The organism is Pseudomonas chlororaphis subsp. chlororaphis (assembly GCF_003945765.1).
GTDB lineage: Bacteria > Pseudomonadota > Gammaproteobacteria > Pseudomonadales > Pseudomonadaceae > Aquipseudomonas > Aquipseudomonas chlororaphis.
The window spans coordinates 1,888,982-1,901,038 of record NZ_CP027712.1; the positions used below are offsets into that span (position 1 = coordinate 1,888,982).

10 protein-coding genes are annotated in these 12,057 nt (G+C 62.9%); 6 read left to right on the forward strand and 4 right to left on the reverse strand.

The features are described from left to right. Window positions 1-27: 27 nt before the first annotated feature. A complete protein-coding gene (gene hyi / locus C4K27_RS08620; protein ID WP_053260146.1) occupies window positions 28-810 on the reverse strand; it encodes a hydroxypyruvate isomerase in 783 nt (260 codons plus the stop codon). A 115-nt stretch (window positions 811-925) separates the two neighbouring features. Next, window positions 926-2,701 carry a glyoxylate carboligase gene (gcl, locus tag C4K27_RS08625; RefSeq protein WP_053260147.1) on the reverse strand — a complete coding sequence of 592 codons (1,776 nt, stop codon included), beginning with the start codon at window positions 2,699-2,701 and terminating at the stop codon, window positions 926-928. A 267-nt stretch (window positions 2,702-2,968) separates the two neighbouring features. Here gcl and C4K27_RS08630 point away from each other — a divergent pair, with 267 nt between their 5' ends. Next, window positions 2,969-3,409, forward strand: coding sequence for a GlcG/HbpS family heme-binding protein (locus tag C4K27_RS08630; protein ID WP_053260148.1), 441 nt, complete (start codon window positions 2,969-2,971; stop codon window positions 3,407-3,409). 116 nt (window positions 3,410-3,525) lie between these two features. Here C4K27_RS08630 and C4K27_RS08635 read toward each other — a convergent pair whose 3' ends face one another. Next, complete coding sequence (locus C4K27_RS08635; RefSeq protein ID WP_007931453.1) at window positions 3,526-4,134, reverse strand: TetR/AcrR family transcriptional regulator; 609 nt, start codon at window positions 4,132-4,134, stop codon at window positions 3,526-3,528. Between the two features lie 135 nt (window positions 4,135-4,269). Between C4K27_RS08635 and C4K27_RS08640 the strand changes: the two genes are divergently transcribed. Then, entirely contained in the window at window positions 4,270-5,196 is a 927-nt protein-coding gene (locus C4K27_RS08640; RefSeq protein WP_053260149.1) for a DUF808 domain-containing protein, read from the forward strand. Between the two features lie 48 nt (window positions 5,197-5,244). Here the strand turns inward: C4K27_RS08640 and C4K27_RS08645 are convergent, their stop codons facing one another. After that, the gene (locus C4K27_RS08645) at window positions 5,245-6,660 is read right to left on the reverse strand and encodes an aminotransferase-like domain-containing protein (protein ID WP_009047750.1); all 1,416 of its coding nucleotides are present in this window, start codon (window positions 6,658-6,660) and stop codon (window positions 5,245-5,247) included. Window positions 6,661-6,935: 275 nt separating this feature from the next. Between C4K27_RS08645 and C4K27_RS08650 the strand changes: the two genes are divergently transcribed. The 4 genes from C4K27_RS08650 (at window position 6,936) to C4K27_RS08665 (ending at window position 12,004) form a co-directional block, all read left to right on the forward strand. Further along, complete coding sequence (locus C4K27_RS08650; protein WP_007931458.1) at window positions 6,936-7,940, forward strand: SGNH/GDSL hydrolase family protein; 1,005 nt, start codon at window positions 6,936-6,938, stop codon at window positions 7,938-7,940. Window positions 7,941-8,125: 185 nt separating this feature from the next. Beyond that, complete coding sequence (locus C4K27_RS08655) at window positions 8,126-10,303, forward strand: iron-containing redox enzyme family protein (RefSeq protein ID WP_053260151.1); 2,178 nt, start codon at window positions 8,126-8,128, stop codon at window positions 10,301-10,303. A gap of 16 nt (window positions 10,304-10,319) precedes the next feature. Further along, window positions 10,320-11,363, forward strand: coding sequence for an inosamine-phosphate amidinotransferase (locus tag C4K27_RS08660; RefSeq protein WP_007931460.1), 1,044 nt, complete (start codon window positions 10,320-10,322; stop codon window positions 11,361-11,363). A gap of 14 nt (window positions 11,364-11,377) precedes the next feature. After that, complete coding sequence (locus tag C4K27_RS08665; RefSeq protein WP_007931461.1) at window positions 11,378-12,004, forward strand: LysE family translocator; 627 nt, start codon at window positions 11,378-11,380, stop codon at window positions 12,002-12,004. Window positions 12,005-12,057: the final 53 nt, after the last annotated feature.

Sequence of the window (12,057 nt, forward strand, 5' to 3'; positions counted from 1 at the left end):
CGCAATAAACGATGACGCGGTTGCCGATCAGATTGCGTTGTGGCTCTTGAGCCAGCCCAGGCCGGCCTCGGTGGTGGTCAGCGGCTTGTATTCGCAGCCGACCCAGCCCTGGTAGCCGATCTTGTCCAGGTGCCCGAACAGGAAGCGGTAGTTGATCTCGCCGGTCCCCGGTTCGTGACGCCCCGGGTTGTCCGCCAGCTGGACATGGTTGATCGCGTCCAGGTGGCCGGACAGGGTCCGGGCCAGATCGCCCTCCATGATTTGCATGTGGTAGATGTCGTATTGCAGGTACAGGTTGCTGCTGCCGACCTGTTCGCGAATCGACAGGGCCTGGGCCGTGTTGTTCAGGTAGAAGCCCGGGATGTCGCGGGTGTTGATCGCTTCCATCACCAGCTTGATGCCCGCGGCCTGGAGTTTCTCGGCGGCGTACTTGAGGTTGGCGACGAAGGTCTTTTCCACCGTGGCATCGTCGACGCCCTGCGGACGGATGCCGGCCAGGCAGTTGATCTGGGTGTTGCCCAGCACCTGGGCGTAGGCGATGGCCAGGTCGACCCCGGCGCGGAACTCTTCGACCCGGTCCGGCAGGCAGGCGATGCCGCGCTCGCCTTTCACCCAATCGCCCGCAGGCAGGTTGAACAGCACCTGGGTCAGGCCGTGGGCGTCGAGTTGCGCCTTGATCTCGGCGGAGCTGAATTCGTAGGGGAACAGGTATTCGACACCACTGAAGCCAGCCTCGGCGGCGGCCTTGAAGCGGGCGAGGAAGTCCTGTTCGGTGAACAGCATGGACAGGTTGGCGGCAAAACGCGGCATGGTGGTCTCCTGTGAAAAGGGGGCTCTGTAGCCGCTGCCGCAGGCTGCGATAAGGCCGAAGGCCTTCGACGATCCTGAGATCTTGCGCATCCTTCGGCAGCGGCTACATAGGGGGTCAGTCGAGTAGGGAAATCGCGGTCGGCGCGTCGTTGCCGACCAGCGCCAGGTCTTCGAATTCGTTGACCGCGTTGATCTCGGTGCCCATGGAGATGTTGGTGACACGCTCCAGGATGATCTCGACGATCACCGGCACCTTGAACTGTTCGAGCATTTCCTGGGCCTGGCGCAGGGCCGGCTGGATGCCCGACGGCTCGAATACCCGCAGCGCCTTGCAGCCCAGGCCCTCGGCGACCGCGACGTGGTCCACGCCGTAGCCGTTGAGTTCCGGGGCGTTGAGGTTGTCGAAGGACAGTTGCACGCAGTAGTCCATGTCGAAACCGCGCTGTGCCTGGCGGATCAGGCCCAGGTAGGAGTTGTTCACCACCACATGGATGTACGGCAGCTTGAACTGCGCGCCCACGGCCAGTTCTTCGATCATGAACTGGAAGTCGTAGTCGCCGGACAGCGCCACTACTTTGCGCGATGGATCGGCCTTGACCACCCCCAGCGCCGCCGGAATGGTCCAGCCCAGCGGGCCGGCCTGGCCGCAGTTGATCCAGTGGCGTGGCTTGTAAACGTGCAGGAACTGCGCGCCGGCAATCTGCGACAGGCCGATGGTGCTGACGTAGCAGGTGTCCTTGCCGAATACCTGGTTCATCTCTTCATACACGCGCTGTGGCTTGACCGGCACGTTGTCGAAGTGGGTCTTGCGTTGCAGGCTCGATTTGCGCTGCTGGCAATCCTGCAGCCAGGCGCTGCGGTTCTTCAGCTTGCCGGCGGCCTGCCATTCGCGAGCGACTTCGATGAATACGGTCAGCGCCGAGCTGGCGTCGGAGACGATGCCCAGGTCCGGGGTGAACACCCGGCCGATCTGGGTCGGCTCGATGTCCACGTGGATGAACTTGCGTCCCTCGGTGTAGACGTCCACCGAACCGGTGTGGCGGTTGGCCCAGCGGTTGCCGATGCCCAGGACCACATCAGACTTGAGCAGGGTGGCGTTGCCGTAGCGGTGGGAGGTCTGCAGGCCGACCATGCCGACCATCTGTGGGTGATCGTCGGGGATGCTGCCCCAGCCCATCAGGGTCGGAATGACCGGGATGCCGGTCAGCTCGGCGAACTCCACCAGCAGTTCGCTGGCGTCGGCATTGATGATGCCGCCACCGGCCACCAGCAGCGGGCGCTCGGCCTGGTCCAGCAGGGCCAGGGCCTTTTCGACCTGGAGCCGGGTCGCCGAAGGCTTGGCTAGCGGCAGCGGCTGGTAGGCGTCGATGTCGAATTCGATCTCGGCCATCTGCACGTCGAACGGCAGGTCGATCAGCACCGGGCCGGGGCGGCCGGAGCGCATTTCATAAAAGGCTTTCTGGAAGGCGTAGGGCACCTGGCCGGGTTCCAGGACGGTGGTCGCCCACTTGGTCACCGGCTTGACGATGCTGGTGATGTCGACGGCCTGGAAGTCTTCCTTGTGCAGGCGGGCACGCGGGGCCTGGCCGGTGATGCAGAGAATCGGGATCGAGTCGGCCGAGGCGCTGTACAGGCCGGTGACCATGTCGGTGCCGGCAGGGCCGGAAGTACCGATGCACACGCCGATATTGCCGGCCTTGGTGCGGGTGTAACCCTCGGCCATGTGCGAGGCGCCTTCGACGTGGCGAGCGAGGACGTGATCGATGCCGCCGACCTTTTGCAGGGCGCTGTACAGCGGGTTGATGGCGGCACCGGGGATGCCAAAGGCGGTATCGACCCCTTCACGGCGCATCACCAGAACGGCGGCTTCGATTGCTCTCATTTTGCTCATGGTTTTGTGCCTCTTACGTTTTGTAATTGTATACAAGTGGCTTTGCGCAGAGTGTATTCACGGCAAGCGTCGCAGGTCAATCCATTTTCTCTAGCGCTTGGGTGCGTTCGTCCGGTGCCGATAAACCGGCAGCTTTTCGTCGGCTGGATGGCTTTGCGAAAATTATTGTATACAAAAACAAATGTTGTTGTGTTCTATTTGTTATATCGATCTTCTTATCGGAACACCCGAAAAAACTTTCCCAATAACAAAATAAGGACGGCACCCATGAGCGCTTTAACCTTGAAAGTTGCAGTCAGCCTGGCCAGCAAGGCCATAGCCTTCGGCCGCGAGATCGGCGCGGCCCCCCTGACCATTGCAGTGCTCGATGCCGGCGGGCATCTGGTGGCCTTGCAGCGGGAGGACGGCGCCAGCCTGCTGCGGCCGCAGATCGCCATTGGCAAGGCCTGGGGCGCGATCGCCCTGGGCAAGGGCTCGCGCCTGCTGGCGCTGGATGCGCAGCAGCGGCCGGCGTTCATTGCCGCGCTCAACAGCCTGGGGCAGGGCAGCGTGGTGCCGGCACCGGGTGGGGTATTGATTCGTGATCAGCAGGGGGCGGTGGTGGGGGCGATCGGCATCAGCGGCGACACCTCGGACATCGACGAGCAATGCGCGATCAGCGCCATCGAGGCGCAGGGCTTGCAGGCGGATGCGGGCGTGAGCGCCTGATCTGTAGCCGTGTAGCCGCTGCCGCAGGCTGCGATCGCACACAACGTGTGCGCAAGATCTGAAGATCGCTGAAGGCCTTCGGCCTTATCGCAGCCTGCGGCAGCGGCTACAGGGGCTTACTTGTCCGTTTCGCAGCCCTTGAGCACCAGGCGGATGATGGTCTGGGCGGCGGCTTCGTAATCGGACTCGTCCAGCTTGGCCTTGCCGGTCACCACCGAGATCTGCCAGTCGAAGTCGGCGTAGGTCTGGGTCGCGGCCCAGATGCTGAACATCAGGTGGTGTGGGTCGATGGGCGCGATCTGGCCACGATCGATCCAGGTCTGGATGCAATCGATGTTGTGCTTGGCCTGGGCGTTGAGCTGTTCGACCTGGTCCGGGCTCAGGTGCGGAGCGCCGTGCATGATCTCGCTGGCGAACACCTTGGAGGCGAAGGGCAGGTCGCGGGAGATGCGGATCTTCGAGCGGATGTAGCCGCTCAGTACTTCACTGGGCACACCGTCGGCGTTGAACGGGGTCGAAGCCTGGAGGATCGGCTCGATGATGCTTTCCAGAACCTCGCGGTAGAGGTTCTCCTTGGATTTGAAGTAGTAGTAGACGTTGGGTTTGGGCAATCCTGCCTTGGCCGCGATATCGCTGGTTTTGGTCGCAGCGAAGCCTTTGTCGGCAAACTCTTCACTGGCGGCACGCAGGATCAGTTCTTTGTTGCGCTCGCGGATGGTGCTCATAAACCAGGTGATTCCTTGCCTGTTCGGGCGGTTGCGCATGGTAGCACCGGCCTTGCGCGAGGCTCAAGAATGCCCCGGCGGCCCTCGTTGCGCGTTATGCTTCGCAGCATTTATCACCTCAAGGAACCCTGATCCATGGCCGGAAGCAGTTTGCTGGTGCTGATCGACGATATTGCCGCGGTACTCGACGACGTGGCGCTGATGACCAAGATGGCGGCGAAGAAGACCGCCGGGGTGCTGGGGGACGACCTCGCGCTCAATGCCCAGCAGGTTTCCGGGGTGCGCGCCGAGCGTGAGTTGCCGGTGGTCTGGGCGGTGGCCAAGGGCTCGTTCCTGAACAAGCTGATCCTGGTGCCCGCGGCGCTGGCCATCAGTGCCTTCGCGCCCTGGCTGGTGATACCGCTGCTGATGCTCGGCGGCGCCTATCTGTGCTTCGAGGGCTTTGAAAAGCTCGCCCACAAGTTTCTCCACAGCAAGGCCGAGGATCAGGCCGAGCACCAGCAACTGATCGAAGCCGTGGCGGACCCGGCCACCGATCTGGTGGCCTTCGAGAAGACCAAGATCAAGGGCGCGATCCGCACCGACTTCATTCTCTCGGCCGAGATCATCGCCATTACCCTGGGCACCGTCGCCGACGCGCCGTTGATGCAGCAGGTGGTGGTGCTTTCGGGCATCGCCATCGTCATGACCGTCGGCGTGTATGGCCTGGTGGGCGGCATCGTCAAGCTCGACGACCTTGGCCTGTGGCTGACGCAGAAGCCGGGCCAGGTGGCGAAAAGCATCGGTGGCGCGATCCTGCGCGCGGCGCCCTACATGATGAAAAGCCTCTCGGTGATCGGCACCGCGGCCATGTTCATGGTCGGCGGCGGCATCCTGACCCATGGCGTGCCGGCGGCGCATCACTGGATCGAGACTGTCACCGCGCGCACGGCCGAGGCGGTTGGCGGGTTTTCGCTGATCATGCCGACGCTGCTCAATGCCGTGGCCGGCATCATCGCCGGCGCCGCGGTACTGGTCGTGGTGTCGCTGGGCGGCAAGCTGTGGCGCGCGGCCAGGGCCTGATCCGCTGATGCCCCTCGCCACAGTGGCGAAGGGCAGGCGCGAGGGGGGTCAGGCGGGGAGCAGTTGCGCGACCGCCAGGCCGATCTTGTTGATCGCCTGTTCGATCTTGCGGTTGGGCACGCCGGCAAAGTTCAGCCTGAGGCAATTGCGGTACTTGCCGGCCGCGGAAAAGATATTGCCGTTGGCGATCTGGATGTCCTCGGCTTCCAACAGCCGGTTCAGGGTGTAGGTGTCGAACTCGTCCGGCAGCTCCACCCACAAGGTGAACCCGCCCTGGGGTTTGCTGACCCGGGTGCCTTCCGGCAGATAGCGGCTGACCCACTCGGTCATCAGGTCGCGATGGCGCTGGTACTGTTTGCGCATCCGCCGCAGGTGCGGCAGGTAGTGACCCTTGGCAATGAATTCGGCCACCGCCAGCTGTGGCTGGGTAGCGGTGGTGCCGGAGCCGACGTATTTCATGTGCAGCACTTGCGGCAGGTAACGTCCCGGGGCGATCCAGCCGATCCTCAGTCCTGGCGCCAGGGTTTTCGAGAACGAACTGCACAGCAGCACGCGCCCGTCGTCGTCGAATGACTTCAGGGTGCGCGGCCGCGGATAGCGGAACGCCAGGTCGCCATAGATATCGTCTTCGATGATCGGCACGTCGTAGCGCTGGGCCAGGCGGATCATCGCGCGCTTGCGATCGTCCGGCATGATGTAGCCCAGCGGGTTGTTGCAATTGGGCGTGAGCTGGATGGCCTTGATCGGCCATTGTTCCAGGGCCATTTCCATGGCTTCCAGGCTGATGCCGGTGACCGGGTCGGTGGGAATCTCCAGGGCCTTGAGGCCGGCGGCCTTGAGCAGCTGGATGATGCCGTGGAAGCAGGGGGAGGCGATGGCCACGATGTCGCCGGGTTCGCACAGGGCGCGGATGGCGATGGACAGGGCTTCCTGGCAGCCGCTGGTGACGACGATTTCCGCGGGCGTCAGGCGGCAACCGGAATCGACGCCGAGGCGGGCAATCTGCTCGCGCAGGCTCAGCACACCTTGTAGGTGGTTGTATTGCAGGCTAGGGCTGTCGCTGCGCCGGCTGATCCGCGCCAGGGCGGTCAGCAGCGGCTTGAGGGTCGGCGCGGTGGTGTCGGGCATGCCGCAACCCAGCTGAATGGCATTGGCGTTCTGCTCCTGGCGCATCAGGTCCTGCACCAGGTCCCACTGGGAGATATCCACAGGCCGCAACGACGGCCGTCCCATCTTCGGCAGCTCCGGCAAGCGCCGGCCGGCCGGGACGAAATAGCCCGACTTGGGCTTGGGGATAGCCAGTCCCGAGCTTTCCAGAACCCGATAGGCCTGTTGCACGGTGGTGAGGCTGACGCCGTGCTCGAGGCTCAGGGCCCGCACCGAAGGCAGACGCTCCCCCGGTCCGTATAACCCCTGCTCAATGCGGCTGCTGATGTATTCGGCGAGATTCAGGTATCGAGTCATGCGGGGGACTGTAGCGACTCATCTGTCGTATAAAAAGTTACAGATTTCACTTTTTTTGAAAATTTTTCAGGGCGAAAAGGCAATCTGTACTGAGAAAAATCATCCGGCGTGTACCTATAAGACAGTGGTTGCCTTTGGGAAGATGGCCCGCATCGCGCTGTACTGGTTGTTCTTAAATACAGTTGCGGCGCAATTCAGAGTCCCCCCGGGCAACGTGTAACGGGCTTCCCCCTCAGGCTACTTTAGACGATGACTTCTCAAGGAAGAGCAGGGTAATGACGGCAAGGATCAAACTGACTCCGCAGATGGCTGAGTACGAGCAGAAATTCACCGACGGTGGTGAGGTTCGCTGGCTTCCTTATTTGATGTATTTCCATCCTACCGACCACCGTTCGGAGGTGGTCAATACAGATGCCTCGGGCTTCCGCTATTCGGAGTTGCTGGGCATACAGTATTCGGTGGTCAATAGCCGCCACGCTAAGAGCGTGCGGGTGCTGGCCGGCAGCTCGACCGTGTTTGGCATCGGTGCCAGCTCGGATGCCTGGACACTGCCTTCGCGCCTGGCCGAGAACGATCCGGACAGCAAACCCTGGATCAACTTCGGCGGACGCAGCTTCAACTCGACCCAGGAACTGACACTCTTCACCCTTTATCGTCATTTGCTGCCCAAGGTCGACGAGATCGTGCTGTTTTCCGGGTTCAACAATCTGGGGCTGGCACGCCAGCCACACAGCAGCCGTGGCGAACATGGCGCTTTCTTCAACTGCAATCAGTTCTTCGACGCCATGCGTCCGGAGACTCAGGCCCCCAAGCGCGGCATGTTCCGCGCCTTGCTCGGCAAGGAACAGGAAGAGCCGACGCCCGAGCCGCCACCGACCATGGAAGAGCAGATCGACTACGCCGCCGACCTGACCCTGCGTCACCTGGATACCTGGCGCGCACTGGCGGCCGACATGGGCGCCAAGCTGACCTTCATTCTGCAGCCGCTGGCCGGCTGGGTCCGGGAAAAGGGTTGCGACGAGGAAGAACAGCTGTTCGCCGAGCTGGATCGCGCCGGCAGTTTCAGCGAGGTCTATGGCGATATCCTGCAGCCCAGCGTCTGCGAGGCCTATGCCGCCCGCCTGCGCGAAGGCGCACAGAAGATGGGCGTGCGTTTCGTGAACATTACACCACTGCTGTCCGAGGCCCTGCGGCCTGAACAGTGGTTGTTCGTCGACCGTATTCACTTCACCGACCAGGGGAACGATTTCGTCTCGAAAATCATCCTCGATGTTCTTTAAAGGAGTCTGCCATGAGTTACATCAAGAGCTTGTTCCAACGCCTGTTCGGCAAGAAGAAAAAGAAGAAGCCGGACTCTTCGATCTACCCGATGTTCTGATCTCGACACCCGACGTCATTGCTTGCCGATGACTGAGGGCCGGCAATGGATTGCCTTGGTCTCCAACCTGGAAGGGAAGTAAACAGTATGTGGCGCCAGTTTTATCGATCAGTCAGCAATCCCGAGAGCTTTCTGGGGGATGTCAGTATTCGGCGCCTGATGGGCCTGGCCGCACCGGGTGAAGCCGGTGCGGGTGGCCTGGCCGGGTTGCGGGTACAGATCGAGCACTGGCGTGACGAGCAGGCCCGGGCTTACCGCGAACTGGCCAGCCAGGCCGCGGAGCTGGGCAACCAACGGGAATTCGCCGAGGCGCTGCTGGCGCACTCGGCGCCACTGGCCTCGGTATTGGGCTGCTGGTTGCAAGGCATGAGCGCCCCCGGTGTCTTCGAGGACAGCGCGCAGCTCAAGCTCATGGAGCTGCTGGCCCACGACGTGGGCGTCGGGCGGCCCCTGGCATCGCGCGCCGATCACTTCAAATCGCTGTTGGTACAGTCGGGGCTGACCGCCTATGCGGTTTCGCCGTTCGAACTTTCCACGCTCCCCGGCCTGCCTGACGAACTGTTCGAATTACCTGCATTGCTGCAAGCGGTCAGCCGCCGCAGCGATGCCTTTGGCGACACCCTGTGCGGCATCGATTATGCCTGGCGTGCCCTGGGGCTGAGTCCATGGTGGTCGGTGCTGGATGCGCAGCAGCTGGACGTCCGCCGGCTCGACCTGAACCAGCTGGATGAAACCGCGGGCGACAGTTCGGCGCTGGAAATCTCCCAGTGGGTCTGCGAGCAGGTCGCCAGCCAGGGCAGCCTTCGCCGCCTGCAACTGGAGGCGGGCGCCCAATGGTTGTTCGCGGCCCTGAAAACCTTCAACGAACGATTGCTGGCGCACTGCCGGGCCGCGGTATCGCCCGAGCGCCTGATGGGCAAGATGATCCAGCGCATGGCCCGGGCCGGCGCGGTCTATCACCAGGATTACAAGATGGAAGGCCGCAGCCTGGCGCAGTGGCTGCGTGAGGCCCAGGTCGACCCCGTGCCGCTGTTGGAAATGCTTTCGCGCAGCCGCCTGATCGTGCCGGGCAATGCCGAGAAGAGCCTGCTGGTCAATACACTGGTCGCGCCGAACGGGCGCATGTTCCGGATTTTCAGCGAGGCTGACCTGAGCGTCATCCGCAAGTGGATCGATGGCCTGTCCGGCCCGATCCAGCGTGCGGAAGCTGCCGAAGAACCAGCGCCAACCCCTTGCAATGCAGTGGTTCGGCAGGTACTGGGCGAGAGCATTGCAGAGCAGGGCCAGTGGCCCAAGAGCTTGCGCGAGGCCTATTTCGTCTTGCAGGGCAGGGCGCTGGCGCCGCGCACCCAGGCTTTTGCCCAGGCTTATGTGACCCGTTGGCTGGAACAGTCGCGGCGCTCGCTGCAAAGCTCCGAACGCACTTTGCCTGAAGCCTGGAATGTCGGCGTCTTGCGCGAATGGTTGCTGGACAAGCATGACCGCCATGGCCAGGAGTTCGAAGAAAGCGACCCGGCGGCCATGCCGTCGCGCGAAGAAATCGTCGACTCCACCCTGCAACTGGCACCGCTGACCCTGATCGACGGCGCCTGGCTCCAGGGTTTCACCGACCTGACGCTGGCCTCGTCCCATGTCGGCTATGCGCTGTTCCAGACCTATTGGGATGAGCTGGGTAACGGCTCCTATGCGTTGAACCATCCGAAAATCTACCGCGACGGCCTGCGCCAGATGGGCCTGGAGCTGGCGCCTACCGGTGCCCGCGAGTTCGCCGAGGATGAGCGGCTGCGCGAGGCGTCGTTCCGCTTGCCGGTCTACTGGCTGTGCCTGGGCAAGTTGCCGGTGACCTTCATGCCGGAAATCCTCGGCATGAACCTGGCGATGGAGCTGTCGGGGGTGGGCGGCAGCTATCGCTCGGCCCGGCGCTTCCTCAGGCACTACGGCTTCAGCACCGCGTTCGTCGACCTGCACAACACCATCGATAACGTCTCCACCGGGCATTCGGCCTGGGCGGTGGACGCCATCGACGCCTACATGCGCCAGGTCGCCGCCTCGAAACCGGCGGAACTGGCAGAGCACTGGCAGCGGGTCCGCGTCGGCTACGAGTCCCTGGCACCGCAGCCGGACCGCCTGACGTCCTGGTTGCGGCGCCTGGGTATCGGCTCCGCGGGTGCGGTGCTGCCCCGGAGCAAGACGCGGGGCGAGGACCAGGCGCTGTTTCATCACGAACCTATTGTCCCTGCCGTGCCGGTGGGCGTAACGGCCTGAACATCAAGGAGTGTCCATGTCTCTGGTCAATGTGCACAACGAGTGGGATCCGCTGGAAGAAATGATCGTCGGTGTCGCCCAGGGCGCACAGGTGCCGCGACCTGATCGCGGGCTGTTCGCCCTGGACTACAGTGAGCAGCACGATTACATCGAGGAGATTCCATCCGGCCCCTATCCGCAGCAGGTCATCGAGGAGGCCAGCGAGGACCTGGACGCCTTTGCCGCCTTTCTGCGTTCCCACGGGGTTATAGTGCGGCGGCCGGACGTCACTGATCATCGCGCGGTATTCGGCACCCCAGCCTGGAAAACCGACGGCGAATACAACTATTGCCCACGGGATGTGCTGCTGCCCATCGGCCAGACCATCATCGAGGCGCCGATGGCGTTGCGCAGCCGTTACCTGGAGCCGTTCGCCTATCGCCGGCACCTGGCCGAATACTTTGCCAGCGGCTCCAACTGGATCTCCGCGCCCAAGCCGCAGCTGCTGGACAGCACCTACCGGATCAACCCCAAGGACGGCTCGATCATTGCCAATGACGAGCCGATCTTCGACGCCGCCAACGTAATCCGCATCGGCGAGGACATCCTCTATCTGGTTTCCCGCAGCGGCAACGAACTGGGCTGCCAGTGGTTGCAGCGGGTGCTGGGCGAGCGTTACCGGGTGCACCCGGTGAGCGGCGTGTACGACGGCACGCACCTGGATACCACCATCACCGTGGTCCGCCCGGGGCTGGTGGTGCTGTGTCCGGAGCGTATCCGCAAGGACCAGGTGCCGGCGCTGTTCAAGAACTGGGACATCATCTGGGCGCCGGAAATGGTCGACACCGGCTATTGCTGGTCCTACCCGCGCGCATCGATCTGGCAGGGCATGAACTTCATCATGGTCAACCCGGCCCTGGCGGTGATCAACGACCAGCAGGTGCCGCTGATTCGCGCCCTGGAGAAACACGGTATCGATGTGGCGCCGCTGAAAATGCGCCATGCCCGCAGCCTCAGTGGCGGCTTCCATTGCGTGTCGGTCGACATTCGTCGCCGCGGCACCCTTGAAGACTATCGTTGAGCGGAGCCTGGGGCATGCAGAATCTGGACTACTACGCCGTCATCCTGTTCGCGATTTCCACCTGCGTGACGCCGGGGCCGAACAACGTGATGCTGATGTCCTCCGGGGTCAACTTCGGCATCAGCCGCACCCTGCGCCACGTCGCGGGCATCAACATCGGCTTTCCACTGATGCTGATCGCGGTGGGGCTCGGCGCCGGCGCGGTATTCCATCGTTATCCCAGCCTGCACGACATCCTGCAGGTGGTCGGTGCCCTGTACATGCTGTACCTGGCCTACCGGATCGCCACGGCGCCCACGGTCGATCTCGACGACCAGGGCGGTCGCCCGCTGGGCTTCACCGGTGCCGCGCTGTTCCAGTGGGTCAACCCCAAGGCCTGGATCATGGCGGTGGGCGCGGTCCTGGCCTACACCACACCGGTCGGTTCCTACAGTGCGCAGATCCTGCTGATCGCCTTGATCTTCTTTCTCTTCGGCTCGCCCTGCTCGATGGTCTGGGTGCTGTTCGGACGTTATTTGCGGCGCTTTCTCAGCGAGCCGAACCGGCTGCGGCTGTTCAATATTTCAATGAGTGTGTTGTTGGTGGTGTCGTTGATTCCGGCATTAAAAAGCCTGCCGGTCTCAAGTTGGTTGCACGGATGACGGACTGTGCACAGACACAGGGAATTTCCATGGATTGGCATGAAGCTATGAGG

Bases quoted from the DNA above. Each gene is read 5' to 3' on its own strand.
- C4K27_RS08655 (WP_053260151.1), top strand. From the start codon at position 8,126: ATGTGGCGCCAGTTTTATCGATCAGTCAGCAATCCCGAGAGCTTTCTG.
- C4K27_RS08630 (WP_053260148.1), top strand. From the start codon at position 2,969: ATGAGCGCTTTAACCTTGAAAGTTGCAGTCAGCCTGGCCAGCAAGGCC.
- hyi (WP_053260146.1), bottom strand. From the start codon at position 810: ATGCCGCGTTTTGCCGCCAACCTGTCCATGCTGTTCACCGAACAGGAC.
- C4K27_RS08645 (WP_009047750.1), bottom strand. From the start codon at position 6,660: ATGACTCGATACCTGAATCTCGCCGAATACATCAGCAGCCGCATTGAG.
- C4K27_RS08650 (WP_007931458.1), top strand. From the start codon at position 6,936: ATGACGGCAAGGATCAAACTGACTCCGCAGATGGCTGAGTACGAGCAG.
- gcl (WP_053260147.1), bottom strand. From the start codon at position 2,701: ATGAGCAAAATGAGAGCAATCGAAGCCGCCGTTCTGGTGATGCGCCGT.
- C4K27_RS08660 (WP_007931460.1), top strand. From the start codon at position 10,320: ATGTCTCTGGTCAATGTGCACAACGAGTGGGATCCGCTGGAAGAAATG.
- C4K27_RS08640 (WP_053260149.1), top strand. From the start codon at position 4,270: ATGGCCGGAAGCAGTTTGCTGGTGCTGATCGACGATATTGCCGCGGTA.
- C4K27_RS08665 (WP_007931461.1), top strand. From the start codon at position 11,378: ATGCAGAATCTGGACTACTACGCCGTCATCCTGTTCGCGATTTCCACC.
- C4K27_RS08635 (WP_007931453.1), bottom strand. From the start codon at position 4,134: ATGAGCACCATCCGCGAGCGCAACAAAGAACTGATCCTGCGTGCCGCC.